Here is a 17122-nt window from a genome sequence, read left to right as displayed (position 1 = left end):
CCTTTTTCCACAACTTGTAGATATCAACTTAAACATCATGTTTATTCAATAGAAATTTATAATCAGGCATTAACGCCAACAGATCATTAACACTCTGCGATACTTCAGATGACGACAAAGACAAAAGCGTTTGCAGCGAAGAAAGCACATCACTATTAGATGTAAAATATCGAATATCAATTCCTACATTTTGATATTGACGAAAATAAGAAGTATCACTTACCAATGCTTTTTTATGATTAGAAAGTGCCTCAAGTAACACCCCACTAGTTCTATACTGAAAAGACCGAGGATAAGGTAAAAAAATCACATCACTTTTTAGAAATAAACACTCATAATCCTCTTTCTCCATCACATCACGTATGATATGAATATATCCACAGGTTGATTTCAAGACTTGTGAACGTAGAACAAAAAGAACATTATTACTAGCCAAATAATCAAGAAAAGCGGAATCTGCGATAAGAAAGGCTAGTACATGTTCATCAACGCTGGTCAAGGAAGGAGAAAATATAATTTTACTATAACCCTTAAACTTTTGATCGTACACAGAAGTAGCACTTTTATTATAAAATGGTTTAACTAAACCATGTGCAACGACTTCCACATTGTCAACACCTAACGAATGTAAATAAACCTTTGACTCTGCATCAAGGACAATCTGCTTATAACGCTTTGACACACATCTGTAAAAAAAACGTTTTATCCTACTAAATGGTAATCCACTTACATTTATATGATTAATTAAATATGTAAACAATGGATATTTAACAAAAAAAAGACATATTTCATCATAATAGGAAAATAGGATAACATCATAATCATTCAGTTTTATATTTCGCTTTATCAAATAGTACACATATATGGTTATCAGCCTACTTAATAAAGAATTTTTTGTCCTTTTGTAATACCTCAAAGGTATGCTATAAACAATATTATCAGATGCAATATTTAAGTCTTTTTCATATCCTTCTTTAAAAACAAAATCAACTCTATCTGCTATCTTACAAAGAGCCTCTATTTGCATTCTATTATAATTAGAATGAGCCAAAAATGATGCAGGATCTATATAAAGTACTCTCATATTAATTTACCATCTTAGCAAGTATAGACATTGATTTATTTCTCTCTGTACTCAAAATAGCATTTACAGGCGTATAATCTATATCATTTATGGCAGTTTCACCATTATACATTCTTCTCGAAAGATTAAATTTATTCAATATAGAGACACTTCGACTGGAATACTTATCAGGTAAAACCGCTAAAAATTGCTTATTAAAATTAATAGAAAAAGCTGTTCCATGAAAAGAACTTACAATCACGTAGTCAGCCTTACTAAATAGAGAAATAAACAAATCAGGCGTTCCAAATACAAAACGCTTATCACATTTTACACTTTTAACATTCCAACTGGTAGAATACACATATATCTTCAAGCCTCTCAACGATGCTATATCTTTAGCCAATTTCATAATTAGATCATCATTGTTCCATTCGACCGAATACACCAATAAAAAAGGCTCTACTTTTATAAATGAAGATTTCTTGAACACAGAAAGCCATTCCTCTTTGGATAAAAGGAGCGTAGGATCTAGAACTTGAGTAGAGTCATACCCTAATTCGGTCAACTGAGCTTTAGCTAAATCTTCCCTTACAGTCAAACAAGCATAGCATTTCAAAGCACTACGCATAGATTCTTTTTCTATATCAGACAAACTATTTTGTCCGATACTTGCCGCATAAGCAATTTTTTTTGCGTGTTGAGGAGCAAAATCTAAATAAAATACTGGATCTATCCCCCTATTGTACTCATTATTCCATACTTGATCACTTCCTGTCATATAAATAGTATTTCTATCATCTATTTTAGATAAGGTGTTTAAACTACACATCGGAATTACCTTACGGACTATGTGCTTCAACCTCATTCTTAAAATTTGCTCCAAACTAATATTAATAATAGAAAGCCCTTTTCGAAAAAATGATTTCGACTGATTCCTAAAAACATTCTTTACCAGGTATACAAATCTTAAATGAGGACGGCTATAATTAACAAGTACAGGATTATGTCCCAATTTTCTTACACATACACCTAACGCCAATGCTTGCAAAAAAGTACCCGTATTTATATTATCAAGAATTGTAGCTATAACTATCTTTGCCATACTACTTATTTATATATTAGCATTTTCAATTTATTAAAAGCTGATCTAAGATGAAAAACATCAATCCATTTAGAAACATAATTTCTAACGGAAAAAGGCTTATGAAACACTTTGTATTTTCTTAAAAAGTCATCCAAATGCATATTATCAAAATCCTCATAAAACGTATCCCTAAGATTTGGACGTCTGCTAGCTCTAAATATATTAGGATTAGCCAATTTAGCCTCTTTCAAACTTCGAGCCTCACAATATGCCTCTTTTTGTATATCTTGCCATAATTCTATCCCTTTAGAATTATTGATTAAAATACATGATACTCCATGAGTTGTATCATGGCCAAACAACTTCCACCTACCTATACCCCAAAAATCTCCAATTGAAATATCTCCTTGCCTAGGTAAAGCCGCAAATGGACACCGATAGCAAGATTCTCTAAAGTTTAATCCTTTTAAAAAGGATTGAAGATATATATCATCCGGGCTATTATATTTAACAACATGATTACCATAGCTTTGTTGACACTTCCATGTTTTTGTATCCCTAAAGATGAGAGATTTCGTCACATCATATCCCCTATCGCTCAGTATACTTGATGTTTTATGTAAAAATAAAGGCGAGGGAACCCCATGACAAAATATATCTACTAAAAACAGATTAGGGTATGGTTTCCTTAAAAAACGTTTAAGGCCTGCTATTTGACATGGGGTACCGGTAAACAAGACTAAACGACCTTTCTGTAAGATCTCTCGTACCTCACGATATGAATAACCAAGGGTACTTTGAACATATTTTGATCCTCGCAATTTATCTAACTCATCTATAGACGTGATACTAGTATGATATACTTCGTTATTAGAATTAATAGCCGCACCAAAAACAACACCACCTCTATTTATAAACAGCATAGCCAATAAAGAGAAAGCACCTCCAGAAGAACTGCGTTGACAAATAGAATCCTCAGCACATAAAGCATATGTAGAAGGAGCTGGATCATTATCATACAGTTTATCCTCATTCAAGACAGGACATGCTTTTTCACACAAACTACACTCTTTACATTTATCCACATCTATCACAGGATACAAAAATCCTTCTTTATCCGGTTGCATAGACAGCGCCTGGTGAACGCAAACATTATAGCAAGAGCTACAACCTGTACAATCTTTTTTATCACACAGTTTTATCATAAACTTTTATTTTTTTAATCTTTCTAAAGTAAGAGCCACCATTCTACGTTCACTCCTATCTAAGCCTATAAAGTAAAAGAGTACTCCTACGCTTAACAAAGATGAGATAATGGAACTAACAATCTTAATAATTGGAAATGAAATATTTAAAGAAGAAAAACAAACAAGCTCATAAGAAATGGCTGTCACAATAATACTTCTAAAAACAACTTTTCGCAAATAAGAATTTGTAGGAAAACTAAATAGATATTTCAAATATAATAGCCTTACTATATATATCAAAACATTCATTACCACCTTTATGCCCAACGCCACCTCAGGAACATAACCTAGTCTAAAAAACAAATAGCTTATGGGTACGTTTGATAAGATCATTATGCCCATCAGGATTTGATAATTGCGGATATTTCCAGTAGCCTGTACAGAGATCCAAAGCGGTCCCTGAATGGCATCTAATAGAGAGAAGAGAATCATCCACCGACAAAAGGAGACTGTATATGTAGGCACCTCACCTAGCCACAAGGCCAACACCTCCTCACAGCAGAGATATAAAGGCAGTGAGATTACATAAAGCAAATAATAAGAATACTTGGAAGTTCGCATGATCAAGTCGATGAAATAGCCTCGATCGCCCGAGGCGTAAGACTTAACAATTTGCGGATTAAAAGCCGTCTGGAAATTTCCAACGAAGCTATAAACCGCCGATTGTACTTGATTAGCAATGCCCATAGCGGCATTTACCGTCACACCAAAAAAGAGATTCAGTAAGATATTCAATCCCTGCGAAGCTCCCATATTGGCCACTCCCCCGAACAGGCTCCAACCGGAGAACCCCAACAACGAACGATACAAGCCTTTGTCCCAAAAGAACCGATAAAGGCATACGGCAAACGACCGCCTACAATACAAATAATAGCAAACCGTTATCAAAACCAGCACGACAAACATCAAGAACGCATAAAAGATCAAACGATCCCAAGATGCCAAAGCTAGCAAATAGACAATCAAAAGGCGAAGCACGGCCTCAATCACGCTACTATAAGCATAAAACGACATCCGCTCATGAGCGATGATGGCAGCGTTATAAGGGGTACGAACGACATTGATGCAGGTGGATAATATCGTAAACTGATACGTTAGTGTCACCGCCCATTCCCTGTCCGAAGGATACTGGATATAATGCTCCAAAAACCACAATCCCACGGTCTCCGCCAGTACGAACGTCAACAACGCTATACCCAGATGGATCGTGACACTAGCTGAGAACACTCGCCGTACCGCCTCCGAATCTCCATGCCCCAACTCATAATTCAAGAACCGTTGCGTGGAGGTGACCATGGCGTTATTGACAAATGTGAAGAGTACCACTATTCCCCCCACCACATTATAAATCCCGAAATCCTCTACCCCCAATACTTGTAGCACGACCCGGCTGGTGTACAGCGTCACCCCCATGATTAGGAGCATTCGCATGTAGAGGAATAGCGTGTTTTTCGCTATCCGCTTATTATTCTCTGACGTAGCTGACATAAAAATGAGCACATAAGACACGCTTACCCCGCCGATACACCAGCGGGACAAACACATCGAATATTTAGATTTAAAATGAGCTCAAGCGATATTTATAGAGATAGATCACTGGGACAAATCATTCAGCATAATACAAATAGCAGAGTTTCTAGGATCTCTCATTTATCTCATCCCTTCCCCCAGCACATACTTCCTGATCCCATATCGAATGCTCGGTACATTCGCCCCGTTCACGAACGTGAGGTGAGGCAAGAGGGCGCTGATGAAGGCACGGCTCTTGACCAGCTTGAGGGGAGACGAGTAGTCGGCTAGGATCTCGTTGTAAAGGTCTGTCAATACCGTCTGGCAAAGGGTGACCGTGTCCGGGCAGGCGCATAGGCGGGCCTCGTAGACAAGACGGGTCGCCTCGTCCGGGATGAACAAGGCCAACGAGGAGGGTTCAGCCGTCACTGGAGGGGCAGGAGAGTTTATCGGAGGAGACGGAGACTCATGAAGTCCCGATTCCGCGGGCGTAATCCAACGTTCCGTCCGTGTCACCGTCCCGTCACCCCAATGGATGTTCTGGATAGCGATGGTGGCATTGGGCAGGATCTGCACGTTACCTCCATTGACCGTAAAGGCAGAACGTGCCTGTTCCGCCCGCTCTTGATTTTCTGTCATATCCGTTTTTAATTTAAGTGTTAACAATAATCACCCTTTTCACGGGGGATATTTATTTCTATCCTCATTTCATCCACCATACGTCCGTTTCCGTACCCGTCCCGTCCATCGCTATTCCGGGAACGGGCAGGAACGCGTTCCTTTACCGGCAGTAACCGAATAATCAATTTATTTTATCCGATCATGAAAGAGTCTATCTTTTCCTTTTTCAACGCCCCCATCACCAATCAAGTACCGAACGGGGTCGTCTGTGTCAGTCAATTGTACGCCTATATCACCACCAGCGAGTGGCTGCGTGAGCGTACCGATCAGGTACGTGCCGCATCGAGCGACGAGAAACGGTTCAGGCGGCTGAAACAGAGTTTGCTACCCTATGTCACGCCCGCCGGTATCTTCTCCTACCGCAAGGAAGATCACTTGCTCGTGCCCTCGGGCGAGTTCGTCATCGACATCGATCACCTCTCCTCACCCGAAGAGGCGATCTGTTGGAGGGACACGCTCTTCGCCGATGAGCGGCTACGCCCCGATCTCTCCTTCGTGAGTCCCAGTACCACGGGAATCAAGCTCCTCGTACCCTATCGCCTGTCGATCAAGAAAACCGTAGAGGAGTCTTTCGACGAGGCGGTACGATTCGCTTGGGAATACCTTGAGTGGAAATACGGGCTGAAAGCTGATGCCACGAACGCAGACCTCTCACGGGCTTGCTTCCTTTGCCACGATCCCTCAGCGAGGCTAGGAGACCGGAATTGTTGACAGAGGACAAGTGACAGTTGGTAGTTATAAATCATTATTCACCATTCATTATTCATTCATCATGAACCCATTATCAGATCTGGAGCGGCTCGTTGCCGCCATCGAGAAACAGGGGGCGAACATCGCTCCCACCTATCAAGAGTATATGCCGATCGCCTTCGCCATCGCCAACGATTGCGGAGAGGCCGGCCGGACATTCTTTCATCGTATCTGCCGGATGTCGGAGAAATATGTCTCTACCGAGGCGGATAAGCTATACGACCATGCCCTCAAAGGAGGCAATGGACGGAATGGCTTGGGATCCGTATTCCACTTGGCGGACCTAGCCGGCGTGAAACTGGACAAATCCATGGCCGAGGCCGGGAAACTTTCAAACTTTCAAACATTCACGCCTCCTTCACACACGCACACGTGTACGCACGAGGAACAGTCCGTGAAAAATGTCCCGCCCGCCTTTCCGGAGTATCCTTGGCCCGCTTTCCTCAAACGGATGATCGACCGGGGCGATACCCCCGCCCAAAAGGATATCCTCCTGCTGGGAGGTATCACCGTGTTGGGAGCGACACTCAACAAATCGATCCGGATATCGTACGGGCGAAAATTCTACTACCCTTGCCTGCAAACGTTCATCGTCGCCCCTCCCGCCTCGGGAAAGGGAGCCCTCGCTTGGACACGCCGGCTTGCCGAGCCGATACATGAGGCGATGATGGCGAACTACCGGCAGAGGCATAAAGCTTACCGGGAGGAGAAGAGCCGTTGGGACTCGCTGGGCAAGAAAAAATCCGATACGCCGGAGCCCGAGATGCCTCCCCTCAAGATGTTCCTTATCGCCGGTAACAATTCCGGCACCGGCGTGCTGGAGAACCTCATCGAGGCCGACGGCATAGGGCTGATCTGCGAGACCGAGGCCGATACCGTGAGCACGGCCATCGGCACCGAGCACGGGCACTGGAGCGATACCTTGCGTAAATGCCACGACCACGAGCGACTGGCTTTCAACCGACGCACGAACCGGGAATACCGGGAGTGCCCGGCCTCTTACCTCAGTGTCTTGTTAAGCGGGACCCCGGCGCAGGTACGGCCACTCATTCCCTCGGCCGAGAACGGGTTGTTCTCACGCCAATTGTTCTACCGGATGCCACCCATCGACGAGTGGGCGGATCAGTTCGAGCAGGGCGACGAGGACATGGATAGCCTCTTCTCCGATTGGGGGAAGCAGTGGAAAATGCTCGTGGACTACCTGCGTGAGAGGGTCAATATCATACAATTCCATCTCTCCGACACGCAAAAGGAGCGATTCAACAGCTGCTTCGCACGCATATTCGGGCACGCCGGCCTTTCCTACGGATATCCGATGCGAAGCTCCGTGGCCCGGATCGCTATCAATATCTGCCGGATCGCTTCCGTGGTGGCCTTCCTACGATCGGTGGAGAATCTCCTCATCCCACAAGCCATTCTCGATTCTCAGTTTTCAATCCTCAATTGTCCCGGCCTCTCGCCTGCCCCCGAGATCCCGGAGGAGAACGTACGAGACGGTATCGTTCCTTCCCTAGAGTTACGTATCGATGATGACGATTTTAAGGCTGTCCTCTCGCTCGTGGAGCCGCTCTACCGTCATTCGGCGGGCATACTCACCCTGCTTCCGTCTGACGAGGTGCCACGCTCTCGCACGCCCACGCCCCAAGAGGCTCTCTTCGCGGCCCTTCCACTCTCTTTCAACCGACAACAGGCCTTGGAGGAAGCAGAGAGGAACAACATCCCCACCGCCACCCTAGATACCTGTCTCAAGCGAATGCAGGAACGAGGCACGCTGGAGAAGAACGGCCGGGGCGAGTACAGCTTCGGCGGCCGTGTCACCCATAAGTAATCCCGGCCTCCCTCACACCCCTATATAACGTACCCCACGGGCGTGTGTGTGTGAGGGGGGGACGAATGTTTGAAAGTTTGAAAGTTTCATTCTCCCAAATCTATAAATCATAAATCAAATGTTCTTGCCATTAAGAAAGTCCGCACTAGCGGCATCCTATTTCCCGGAGCTGGCCTCCCATCAAGCTTGCAACCGCTTACGTCGTTGGATCATTCGATGCACGGAATTGCACGACAAGCTGCTGGAGACGGGCTACCGCCCCGAGCAACGTATATTCACGCCCCGACAGATCAGATTAATCATCCACTACCTAGGAGAACCGTAAATTAGTTGACAGTTGCGCACAGAGGTAAATAAAAACAGCCTACTGTCACTAGTCAACTGTCAACTTGGATGGGTATTCTAAGATCTTTACAATGCCCATCCAAGGCTTCTTATAATGCCTATTCAAAGGGGCTTACGATAGGCAGCGTAAGAAACCGGCGGTTATCACTGCGTCCCATGTTAATTAATCGTTATTCCCTACCCCGGGCATCAATCGGCATCACCGTCCCTTACGGCGGAACCTATCTTTGTAACATTGATCAGCAAGCAATTAATTTTCTATTATTAATCTTTAATTATCAAACTATGCCACAAGCATTTCAAGCACGAAAGTTTTTTATCCCCAAGACGGATCCTAAGCAGGAGGTGTACAAGCCGGTTCCCTATTATTTCGGTACCCTGTCCACACAAGATGCGGCCGACCAGATCGCCGAGGAGTCTTCGCTCACGAAGGGTGACGTATTGAACGTATTGGATCGTTATCAGCGGTATGTCATCAAGAACCTACAGAAAGGTTACAAGGTGGAGCTGCTAGGGTTCGGAACCGTCTATAACCGCTTCGTCACGGAGAAGGGGGTAGCGACCGCCCCCGAGGTCAAGGCTACGCATATACGGACTATCGTGCCGGGATTCTCGCCTTCCTATACCATACTGAACGGGGCACGACGCTACTCGCTGCTGGGCGAGAAGACTTCGTTGCTCAAGGTGACGATACTCGGGACGCCGGTAGAGGAAGGGGGCGGTTCCGATTCTGAGTCGCCTGATGAGATCTGATGTGTCACTTTTGGCTTGACCCAAAAGTAACCAAAAGGTCAAGGCTGACGCTGACGGGCTACTTCGAGACCTACGCTCGCTGTCGCATCCCAACTCGCTTCGCTCAGACAGGGATGCTCCGGGCGCTCGCTGCGGTCTCTTCGCTTGACGCCCGTCCGCTGAGGCCGTCCAAAGGAAAGCCAAGCTTTCCTCTTATATCAGCCGGGATTCCTAATTCATAATTCATAATTCATAATTTAAAATTCATAATTCATGAAAAAGTCCGTATGGAGTACCATTATCAAAGTAATCATCGCCGTAGCTACCGCCATCGCGGGAGCACTTGGCATCCAATCCTGTATTCTCTAATTTTCAATTTCAATTATCATGGGTAAGGTTTATTGTTTCTACCAGAATTACAGGGAGGTCAGCCTCCTTGTAATTCATTGCTCGGCCACACGATATGACAGGGATTTTCCTATGGAGGCGCTCCGTTCATCGCACAAGGCACGGGGATTCGCCGATATCGGCTATCATTTCTATATCACACGGGACGGGGAATTACACCGCTGCCGGCCGGTCAACCAGATCGGGGCGCACGCAGCCGGATGGAACGACAAAAGTATCGGTATATGTTACGAGGGAGGACTCGACGAACAAGGCCGTCCAGCTGATACCCGGACCTACGCCCAGCGGTGTACCTTGATGGATCTGCTACGGCAATTACGAAGGGACTATCCGGAGGCACGCATCCTAGGACATTACCAATTAAGCCCTTACATACGCAAGGCTTGCCCTTGCTTTGACGCAAGGGAGGAGTATCTCGTCTTATAAAATAGATACCGGCTCGTCATTCACTCGCTAGATTGTCCGGTTTCACGACTTACTTTGTAAAAATACCCCCTATCTCTTTCAGCTCTTGCTCTTTATGATGCCTCGTTATGAAGCGGTTGATCGTCAAGTGAAGGATAGACCATAAAACCAAGTTCAAGAGCAAGAGGTAGGTGGCGTTTACCTTCATGGCCAATAAGACATTCAATACGATGAAAAAAACAGATACGCACAGAATCGTCACCATCACCATCCGTACACGCATACCCGTACGAAGCAACTTGTGATGGAAATGATTCTTATCGGGCAAGAACGGGTTACGATGATTACGAAGGCGATGAAGCACCACACGGATCACATCGAGTAAAGGGACCAAGACCGTGGAGAAAGCGATCACCATATAGGGATTTGGTAACTCCGGTAAGACTTGATTCGACACGCACAGATGGATGATCAGAAAACTGATCACGTAGCCCAGCGTAAGACTACCCGCATCGCCCATGAAAAGCTTATGGCCACGGTTTGCGTTGCCAAAGACGTTGTAACACCAAAAAGGCATGAGGACTCCCAGCGTACAGATGGCCAACAAGGCGTAAACATATTGCATGCGGATAAAGAAGATCACGCTCAAGACCGACAGGGCGATGCTACACAAACCGGAGGCCAAGCCATCGATACCGTCTATCAAGTTAATAGCGTTCGTGATATACACCACGATAAAGACCGTGACAGGGATCCCCACCCAAGCGGGAACCGAGTACACACCGAACAAGCCTCCCAAGGAACCGAACCAATTACCGGACAGTACCAATAATAACGCCGACACGATCTGGACGGCGAACTTGTAACGGTAGCCAACACCCACTAGATCGTCGCAGACACCCACTAGATAGAGTAACGTCATGCCCACGAACAGAAAGAGATACTCATAGAGCATGTTGAACGACAGGCTCGATGAGCCCATATCCCAAAAGTACAGGCGGAAGCCTATCACAAGGAACATGGACATCAGGATCACCGGAAAAAACGACAGGCCGCCCAAACGGGGGACCGGCGTCGTATGTACCTTACGGGAATCCGGGACATCATATAACCGTTTCTTGTGGGAGATCACCAAGATCCTCGGGATGATCACCATCCCGAACAGCACGGAGAAAAGGAAGCCCGACAGTAGTAGTAATGTTATTTGCATGATTTGCGTATTAGTTATTTCTTCTTGTCACCGGCCTCGAAACCGTAACCATAGCCGTAGCCATAACCGTATCCCTTGCCGTAGCCGTATTTCTTGCCGTAACCGTAGCCGTAGCTGTTCTTGCGCTTCGTCATGTCCAAGCCGTTGATCACCGTCGCGAGCTTCGGGAACTTTCGCTCACGCCGCAACACGTTGATGTAGCTGAAACCGGCCTTCGGTGTCACGTCCGCACGGCAGACGTACACGCACATGTCGGCCACACGGCCGATGATCGCCGTGTCCGTAACCATGCCGATAGGGGCTGTATCCAAGATGACATAGTCGTAGCGTTCCTTCAACCGGGCGATAGCCTTCTCCAGCACGTCACGGGCGACCAGCTCAGTCGGGTTCGGGGGGATAGGACCGCCCGGGAGGATATCGAGGTTAGGGCTGATATCGGATCGCTGGACCATGTCGAACAACTCCACGTGATCAGGGTCGCTAAGGTAGTTCGTGATGCCCTCCATCTTACGGGAGATATTGAACACCTTGTTCAGGCCCGGCTTGCGGATGTCCATGCCGACCACCACCACCCTCTTGCCCAAGTAAGCCAAGCTCACCGCCAAGTTGCCAGCGACGAAAGACTTGCCCTCGCCCGGTTGCGTGGAGCTGAAAAGGATCACACGCTCGTCCTTGCCTAGCATGAACAAGAGGTTCGTGCGCAACCCCCGGAACATCTCCTCCATCAGGTCGTTCTTGTTCTCACGCACCACGATCGAGCCCTCACCCGTCTTCTTGACCAACGGGAGCTCCGCCAAGATAGCCACGCCCGTGATCGCCTCGACGTCCTCACGGTTCTCGATCTTGTATTTCAACAGGTCATGAAGGTAGACAATGCCCACCGGGATCGCCAGGCCCAAGATCAACGCCGCAAGCATGAAGACCATCCTCTTCGGGGCGACAGGACGCTCATCGGCGAGCGGCTCCTCGATGATGCGGCCGTTGTTTGCCGTGGCTGCCAGCGTGATGGCGTTCTCCTCACGCTTCTGCAACAGCATGACGTACAACGTGGCCTTGATCTCCTGCTGGCGGGAGATCGTCATGAACTCCTTCTCCTGCCTCGGGGCGTCGCTGATGCGGCTCTCGAACTTGCTCGCCTGACGGTCGATGTCCGCCTTGGCGATCTGGAGACCCCTCAAGACACTGTTCACCGTCGTCCTCACGTTGCGGCGCATAGCCTCGATGCCGGCGTTCATGTTGATGATGGCCGGGTTGCTGTCCGAAGAGGTGCGCAACAGGCGCTTGCGCTCGATGATCATCGTGTTGTACTGGTCGATGACAGAGGTGAGGTTTTGATCCCGCAGGCCCACGTTGGCAGGGATCACCTCGTCCATGTTCGCAGGATCGTCGATATAATTGCGGAGATACTGCACCAAGTTGATCTGCGTGGCGTTCTCCGTACGTTGTTGCTCATACCTCGAGCTTTCCTGCAAAGCCATCTGGGCGTCGCTCGTCAAATTCGTCAGGCCGGAGCGTTGCTTGAAGGCAGCGAGCTCGCTCTCCGTAGTGCCCAGCTCGCCGTTGATGATGCCGATGCGCTCCTCGATGAACTCAGCCGTCTTCTGCGCCACCTCGTTCTTCTCGTCGTTGGCGTCCTGGTTGTAGAACGACACCAAGCGATTGATGAAATCAACGCCTCGTCGCCTCACCGTGTTCCTCAAGGATACCTTGGCGATCGTCGTCGTCTTGGACGAGGGCGTCACGCTCAACTCCTTGCCGTAAGCCTCGGCAGTGGACGTGGGCGTATGGACGTGGGCCACCAGCTCGATCTCCCCGCCCTCCAACTCCGGTATGGAATCCATGCCCGTGAAACTGAAAACCCCTACGGGGGTGGGCAATATGGCGGGGAGCCTGTCGAAGCCCTGCTCCATCGTCTCCTCGTCACCCTCCTTGTCAATCTTGTACTCCGCTCTCACCGTTAGCTGACCCTCCTTCGTGTAGCGCATGCGTAGCTCGACGGGGGCCACCAGACGGTCCGCCTCCTCGGGGGTGATGAACACGTTAACGGGGGAGTTCTTGTATAAAGGGGGGTTAAAGCCCAAGGCGTTCGACTCCTCCATGTCGATATACAGGCCCATGTCACTCACCACCTTCTTGATCAACGTGCGGGACCTCAGGATCTCGACCTCGTTGTCGAAGTTGCTCGTCATCGAGAGCATGCCAAGGTCCTGTATCGCAGCCAAGCCGCTGGCGGCGTTTGCCCCCTTCTTCTCGTCCTCCTTGATCAGCACCGACGACGTGACGTTATACACCGGCGTCTGGTAACGCAGGAAGACGTACATCCCGATGCAGCAGGCCAGCACGCTCGCCACGAACCAAGGCCAATAAACCATATACTTGAAAAACACGGCGTAAAGATTGATCTCACGATCCTCCCCCTCCGGATTGTTATTGTTATTATTATTATTGCTTGTATTTATACCATCGTCCACCATCTCTCTAAATTTTCAATTCTCAATTCTCTATTTTCAATTATTTAAGTATGTTCACCAACAGGCCGGCGATCGAGACCAAGATCGAGATCGAGCTCACCCACAACGTCGTGCTGTTACCGATATCGGAGTTCTTCGCCTTCGTCTCGTTCGGCGTGACATAAAGGATGTCGTTCTGTTTCAAATAATAATACGGGGAGGTCACGATTCCGGCGTTGTTCAGGTCAAGGTTGATGATCTTGCGCTTCCCGCTCTCGTCCTCGCGGATCAGCTTCACGTTGTCACGTACGCCGTAGATCGTCATGTCGCCGGCCATCGCCAACGCCTCCAGAACGTTCACCTTCTCGTTGCCGATCGTGAAGCTGCCCGGACGGGCCACCTCGCCCAAGACCGAGATCTTGTAGTTCGCCATGCGCACCGTCACGATGGGCGCCTCCTTCAAGTAAGGCCTCAATCTCTCACGGATCAGGCTCTCCGCCTCGTTCTTCGTCAAGCCGCCGACCCTCAGCGTACCGATCACAGGGAAGTCGATCTCGCCGGAGTTGTTCACGAGGTATTGCTGCAACGTGGGTTGCGTCGTCGTGTTGATGTTCGTCAGGGCCGCGTTCAACGGGGTCTGCACCGTCAGGTTGAACGGGGCCGCCGCCTGAGGGTCCGTCGTGTTGACCGTGATGCTCAACAGGTCCTTCGGCATGATCTTGGCATCGTACAACGGGAGAATCTCCCCGAAATCGTTCACCACCTCCGGGTTCTGGAGGTAGGGCACGTTCTTGTAGGACGTGCACGCCGCCAGCAAAAGGGGCAGCGAGAATAGGAACAGTAGTCTTTTGATCTTCATGTTATCTTGTTATCATTTTTATTTCCTTGAACACGGATGACACGGACTTAACGGAAAAGGCGGGACAGGAAACCTTTGGGTTTCTCCGGCTCGTATTCCGACTCGTATTTATGTGTCAAGTCCTCATAGCTCAGTCCCTTGGTCACCATCTCGTAGATCGTGCCCCAGTCCGGGAGGCCGCCGAGGTTGCGGTCGTCGATGAAAACGTCCGCCTTCAGCTTGCGGGAGAAGTGGTTGTTCCGGTCTCTCTCCTCCTCCGGGTAGTCACGGTTCACCGCGTAGAACTCCAAGCCACGCTCACGGCAGAAGGACAGCGCCTCCTCCAAGAGCCCGCCCTCACGGACCGTCCAAAGGATCAGCTTATGCCGATCCGATTGCAATTTCCTCAACGTCTCGATGGCGAAAGGAAGCTCACGCCCGATCGCCGGATACTTGTGCTCGACGATCGTACCGTCGAAATCTACCGCTATTATCATCTCTTTAATTCTCAATTTTCAATTCTCAATTATAAAAGGGCCGGACCACCGGACGGCCGGAGTGGTATATGTTAAAGCGGGGTCAGCCTATCGGCCAAAGCCAAGGGGTCTCCTAGCCGCTAGAGACGGCCATTGCCATCCGGGGGATCCGACCGTTTCTTTTCTGCCCTTATCTAATTCTCGCTTAACCGGGGCAATCCCTCCACCTCGCCGGCGTGCCATTCACGGTAGTCCGCCAAGGGAAACCCGGGGACGGTCAATAGCTTGTAATCCGACCCGTCTCTTCTCAAGATATGCTTGCGAGTATATGAGCGGAGCGAGCGATCCGTAACGGACACCATCACGATCGGGAACGGGTAGGCGAACAGGCGCAACGGAGTGGTCTCGCTATCCGGGAACGCACGATGCAGCTGGTAGGCCGAACGCTCGAACGCTACCCAGTAGGGACCCGTGCAATACAGGTGTATTGAGTTTCGGTTCGCACGCTCACGATCCATGATCTCTGTCAAACGCTCACGCAACAGGTTCATCAGCCGGATGCCCGAAGGGACGCCGCATGTCTCTCTCTCTTCTCTCATATCTTTTATTCATCGCCGTTCCCGTGCCCGAACCAGCGGTCGTAATCCCGTAAACGACGTATCAACACGGACTTGCTCCTCTTGGGCGAGGCCTCCTCCATCCAAGGGCCAACCAGCTCGTGCGCCATGCGCTGGTAGAGGCTGCTATCCGTACAGCCGTACAGCGTGACCAGCAACAAGGCACGGGATTGCCCCGCTTTTATCACCGGGAGCATGCTGCGCATCGTGGCATGCAAACGATCGAACTCATCCGACTCGCCCAAAAGCAGATAGGCAGGAAGGAGCAAAGAGTAAAGCTTGCAACGGATCACGTCGGTCTCACCACGGAGAGAGGCGTAGCCACGCAGGACCTCACGGGCCAGACGGGCATCCTCATCCACTACCACGCCAGAGGCGTGGTAACGGCCCAAGGCCCCGTGCAAGCCCTCCGACAGACGGTCGTTGTCCAAATGGGTATACACGTGCTTGCCCCCCGTGTTCAGCTCGATCAACTCGTACTCCCCCGCTCTCACCTCGAACAAGGGGACCCACAGACAGTCGAGGATACGCACCATCACGTCCTTATGCCCACCGCCCGGCTGCACCACCACCTCCGCCTCCATATTGGAAAAAGGGCCGGAGGTGATACGCACACGGTCGCCTTTCAACAAGCGGCCGCTATCTGGCACGTACACCGGAAGCTCGTTGGAGTAAGAAGCCGCGACCCAACGCAAGGTATCCATCTCACGATCCGAGAGGTACGGGAAATAGGACCGCCCGCCGGAGGAAACCCGGGGGAGGAAATTATACAGGGGAAGCGTACGCTTCAGGCGGAAGATCTCGTCCTCCGAGGCGTGGACGAACACGTAGTTGTACAACAGGGGTTGCCTCGTGTTGACCATCTTGCCGCCCACCTTCCTCGCCTCGACATACGAGGGGGAGAAATACTCGAACAAGGCCTCACCACGACGCTCACGGCGGGAAAGCTCAGCGTCCAGCCCCTTCGAGGGACTGATCCTGTCACGCCCGCCACCGGCGGTAGGGAGCGTGAGCACGTACCAGCGGACGGCCTCCTGGTCACGTCGCTTCAGAACATGCGCCATGAACCTATCCGAGCACTTGCCTGTCAATATATCCATCTCTATGATTATCTTTTCCAGTGGTTATCCCGTGGCCCGAAAACAGACCCCACGGCAATTCAGAGCCCTACCAAGAATCTTTTATATTATCTTGATAAACAGTACTTTATATTTTTAAATGTGGCATTACTGAAAATTACCATCTCTTGAAATCTTAGGCTACTTGGGGAGTAGCCTAAAAGGTGCGAGAACGGTTATCACCCGGTTGTAGAGACGGGGCGTGCCCCGTCTCCCACTGTCTGATAGTATCTTTAAGTTACCATTTGGAGGGGATGAGACGGGGCATGCCCCGTCTCTACAGGAATACACACAGGTTATAAGGCATGGTGGAATGATACCGGGAACAAGAGGTCATTTCACCCGCATCACCATGTCT

The 17122-nt window shown here is 49.0% G+C and carries 19 protein-coding genes; 7 read left to right on the top strand and 12 right to left on the bottom strand.

What is annotated here, in order from left to right:
• Positions 1-28: 28 nt before the first annotated feature.
• The 5 genes from HMPREF0999_RS01480 to HMPREF0999_RS01460 form a co-directional block, all read right to left on the bottom strand.
• Positions 29-1084, bottom strand: coding sequence for a hypothetical protein (locus HMPREF0999_RS01480; RefSeq protein WP_009274990.1), 1056 nt, complete (start codon positions 1082-1084; stop codon positions 29-31).
• Position 1085: 1 nt separating this feature from the next.
• Positions 1086-2168: a polysaccharide pyruvyl transferase family protein gene (locus HMPREF0999_RS01475; RefSeq protein ID WP_009274989.1), complete on the bottom strand. Its 1083-nt coding sequence runs from the start codon at positions 2166-2168 to the stop codon at positions 1086-1088.
• Positions 2169-2173: 5 nt separating this feature from the next.
• Positions 2174-3355, bottom strand: coding sequence for a Coenzyme F420 hydrogenase/dehydrogenase, beta subunit C-terminal domain (locus HMPREF0999_RS01470; protein ID WP_009274988.1), 1182 nt, complete (start codon positions 3353-3355; stop codon positions 2174-2176).
• Positions 3356-3361: 6 nt separating this feature from the next.
• Entirely contained in the window at positions 3362-4885 is a 1524-nt protein-coding gene (locus HMPREF0999_RS01465) for a lipopolysaccharide biosynthesis protein (RefSeq protein WP_029257230.1), read from the bottom strand.
• Positions 4886-5047: 162 nt separating this feature from the next.
• Positions 5048-5545 (bottom strand): hypothetical protein, encoded by a 498-nt coding sequence (locus HMPREF0999_RS01460; protein ID WP_009274986.1) that lies wholly within the window; start codon positions 5543-5545, stop codon positions 5048-5050.
• Between the two features lie 17 nt (positions 5546-5562).
• On the opposite strand from HMPREF0999_RS01460, the gene HMPREF0999_RS22395 reads away from it, so the two are divergent.
• From HMPREF0999_RS22395 to HMPREF0999_RS01440, 5 genes are all read left to right on the top strand, one after another.
• Positions 5563-5700: a hypothetical protein gene (locus tag HMPREF0999_RS22395; protein WP_154396230.1), complete on the top strand. Its 138-nt coding sequence runs from the start codon at positions 5563-5565 to the stop codon at positions 5698-5700.
• Positions 5701-5728: 28 nt separating this feature from the next.
• On the top strand, positions 5729-6298 hold the full coding sequence (locus HMPREF0999_RS01455; RefSeq protein WP_005863156.1) for a BT4734/BF3469 family protein: 570 nt from the start codon (positions 5729-5731) through the stop codon (positions 6296-6298).
• A gap of 61 nt (positions 6299-6359) precedes the next feature.
• A complete protein-coding gene (locus HMPREF0999_RS01450; RefSeq protein ID WP_009274985.1) occupies positions 6360-8165 on the top strand; it encodes a DUF3987 domain-containing protein in 1806 nt (601 codons plus the stop codon).
• A gap of 118 nt (positions 8166-8283) precedes the next feature.
• Complete coding sequence (locus tag HMPREF0999_RS01445; protein ID WP_005857913.1) at positions 8284-8490, top strand: DUF4248 domain-containing protein; 207 nt, start codon at positions 8284-8286, stop codon at positions 8488-8490.
• A gap of 305 nt (positions 8491-8795) precedes the next feature.
• Entirely contained in the window at positions 8796-9263 is a 468-nt protein-coding gene (locus HMPREF0999_RS01440) for an HU family DNA-binding protein (protein ID WP_005857915.1), read from the top strand.
• Between the two features lie 103 nt (positions 9264-9366).
• Here the strand turns inward: HMPREF0999_RS01440 and HMPREF0999_RS23115 are convergent, their stop codons facing one another.
• Entirely contained in the window at positions 9367-9489 is a 123-nt protein-coding gene (locus HMPREF0999_RS23115; protein WP_009274984.1) for a hypothetical protein, read from the bottom strand.
• Positions 9490-9515: 26 nt separating this feature from the next.
• Here HMPREF0999_RS23115 and HMPREF0999_RS23290 point away from each other — a divergent pair, with 26 nt between their 5' ends.
• Positions 9516-9611: a smalltalk protein gene (locus HMPREF0999_RS23290; protein ID WP_005855736.1), complete on the top strand. Its 96-nt coding sequence runs from the start codon at positions 9516-9518 to the stop codon at positions 9609-9611.
• 18 nt (positions 9612-9629) lie between these two features.
• Complete coding sequence (locus HMPREF0999_RS01435) at positions 9630-10076, top strand: N-acetylmuramoyl-L-alanine amidase (RefSeq protein WP_008778430.1); 447 nt, start codon at positions 9630-9632, stop codon at positions 10074-10076.
• A 49-nt stretch (positions 10077-10125) separates the two neighbouring features.
• On the opposite strand, the gene HMPREF0999_RS01430 is transcribed toward HMPREF0999_RS01435, so the two are convergent.
• The 6 genes from HMPREF0999_RS01430 to HMPREF0999_RS01405 form a co-directional block, all read right to left on the bottom strand.
• The gene (locus HMPREF0999_RS01430) at positions 10126-11265 is read right to left on the bottom strand and encodes an MraY family glycosyltransferase (RefSeq protein ID WP_005857920.1); all 1140 of its coding nucleotides are present in this window, start codon (positions 11263-11265) and stop codon (positions 10126-10128) included.
• Between the two features lie 14 nt (positions 11266-11279).
• Positions 11280-13739, bottom strand: coding sequence for a GumC family protein (locus tag HMPREF0999_RS01425; protein WP_009274983.1), 2460 nt, complete (start codon positions 13737-13739; stop codon positions 11280-11282).
• Between the two features lie 37 nt (positions 13740-13776).
• Complete coding sequence (locus HMPREF0999_RS01420; RefSeq protein WP_009274982.1) at positions 13777-14574, bottom strand: polysaccharide biosynthesis/export family protein; 798 nt, start codon at positions 14572-14574, stop codon at positions 13777-13779.
• 47 nt (positions 14575-14621) lie between these two features.
• Positions 14622-15050 (bottom strand): BT0820 family HAD-type phosphatase, encoded by a 429-nt coding sequence (locus HMPREF0999_RS01415; RefSeq protein ID WP_005857927.1) that lies wholly within the window; start codon positions 15048-15050, stop codon positions 14622-14624.
• 173 nt (positions 15051-15223) lie between these two features.
• Entirely contained in the window at positions 15224-15628 is a 405-nt protein-coding gene (locus tag HMPREF0999_RS01410) for a hypothetical protein (protein WP_005857929.1), read from the bottom strand.
• Between the two features lie 5 nt (positions 15629-15633).
• Positions 15634-16746 (bottom strand): transcription termination/antitermination protein NusG, encoded by a 1113-nt coding sequence (locus HMPREF0999_RS01405; protein WP_009274981.1) that lies wholly within the window; start codon positions 16744-16746, stop codon positions 15634-15636.
• Between the last annotated feature and the right edge of the window lie 376 nt (positions 16747-17122).

Origin of the sequence: Parabacteroides sp. D25, from assembly GCF_000307475.1 — a bacterium.
GTDB classification, from domain to species: domain Bacteria; phylum Bacteroidota; class Bacteroidia; order Bacteroidales; family Tannerellaceae; genus Parabacteroides; species Parabacteroides distasonis.
Note: the sequence above shows the minus strand (reverse complement) of the source record. Positions and strands in the feature narration are given on the sequence as shown.

What these genes read in the sequence shown, in the direction of transcription:
- HMPREF0999_RS01440 (WP_005857915.1), top strand. Translation starts at nt 8,796, where the DNA reads ATGCCACAAGCATTTCAAGCACGAAAGTTTTTTATCCCCAAGACGGAT.
- HMPREF0999_RS23115 (WP_009274984.1), bottom strand. Translation starts at nt 9,489, where the DNA reads ATGAATTATGAATTAGGAATCCCGGCTGATATAAGAGGAAAGCTTGGC.
- HMPREF0999_RS01460 (WP_009274986.1), bottom strand. Translation starts at nt 5,545, where the DNA reads ATGACAGAAAATCAAGAGCGGGCGGAACAGGCACGTTCTGCCTTTACG.
- HMPREF0999_RS01430 (WP_005857920.1), bottom strand. Translation starts at nt 11,265, where the DNA reads ATGCAAATAACATTACTACTACTGTCGGGCTTCCTTTTCTCCGTGCTG.
- HMPREF0999_RS01405 (WP_009274981.1), bottom strand. Translation starts at nt 16,746, where the DNA reads ATGGATATATTGACAGGCAAGTGCTCGGATAGGTTCATGGCGCATGTT.
- HMPREF0999_RS01475 (WP_009274989.1), bottom strand. Translation starts at nt 2,168, where the DNA reads ATGGCAAAGATAGTTATAGCTACAATTCTTGATAATATAAATACGGGT.
- HMPREF0999_RS01480 (WP_009274990.1), bottom strand. Translation starts at nt 1,084, where the DNA reads ATGAGAGTACTTTATATAGATCCTGCATCATTTTTGGCTCATTCTAAT.
- HMPREF0999_RS01455 (WP_005863156.1), top strand. Translation starts at nt 5,729, where the DNA reads ATGAAAGAGTCTATCTTTTCCTTTTTCAACGCCCCCATCACCAATCAA.
- HMPREF0999_RS01450 (WP_009274985.1), top strand. Translation starts at nt 6,360, where the DNA reads ATGAACCCATTATCAGATCTGGAGCGGCTCGTTGCCGCCATCGAGAAA.
- HMPREF0999_RS23290 (WP_005855736.1), top strand. Translation starts at nt 9,516, where the DNA reads ATGAAAAAGTCCGTATGGAGTACCATTATCAAAGTAATCATCGCCGTA.
- HMPREF0999_RS01445 (WP_005857913.1), top strand. Translation starts at nt 8,284, where the DNA reads ATGTTCTTGCCATTAAGAAAGTCCGCACTAGCGGCATCCTATTTCCCG.
- HMPREF0999_RS01425 (WP_009274983.1), bottom strand. Translation starts at nt 13,739, where the DNA reads ATGGTGGACGATGGTATAAATACAAGCAATAATAATAATAACAATAAC.
- HMPREF0999_RS01435 (WP_008778430.1), top strand. Translation starts at nt 9,630, where the DNA reads ATGGGTAAGGTTTATTGTTTCTACCAGAATTACAGGGAGGTCAGCCTC.
- HMPREF0999_RS01420 (WP_009274982.1), bottom strand. Translation starts at nt 14,574, where the DNA reads ATGAAGATCAAAAGACTACTGTTCCTATTCTCGCTGCCCCTTTTGCTG.
- HMPREF0999_RS01470 (WP_009274988.1), bottom strand. Translation starts at nt 3,355, where the DNA reads ATGATAAAACTGTGTGATAAAAAAGATTGTACAGGTTGTAGCTCTTGC.
- HMPREF0999_RS01465 (WP_029257230.1), bottom strand. Translation starts at nt 4,885, where the DNA reads ATGTCAGCTACGTCAGAGAATAATAAGCGGATAGCGAAAAACACGCTA.
- HMPREF0999_RS01410 (WP_005857929.1), bottom strand. Translation starts at nt 15,628, where the DNA reads ATGAGAGAAGAGAGAGAGACATGCGGCGTCCCTTCGGGCATCCGGCTG.
- HMPREF0999_RS01415 (WP_005857927.1), bottom strand. Translation starts at nt 15,050, where the DNA reads ATGATAATAGCGGTAGATTTCGACGGTACGATCGTCGAGCACAAGTAT.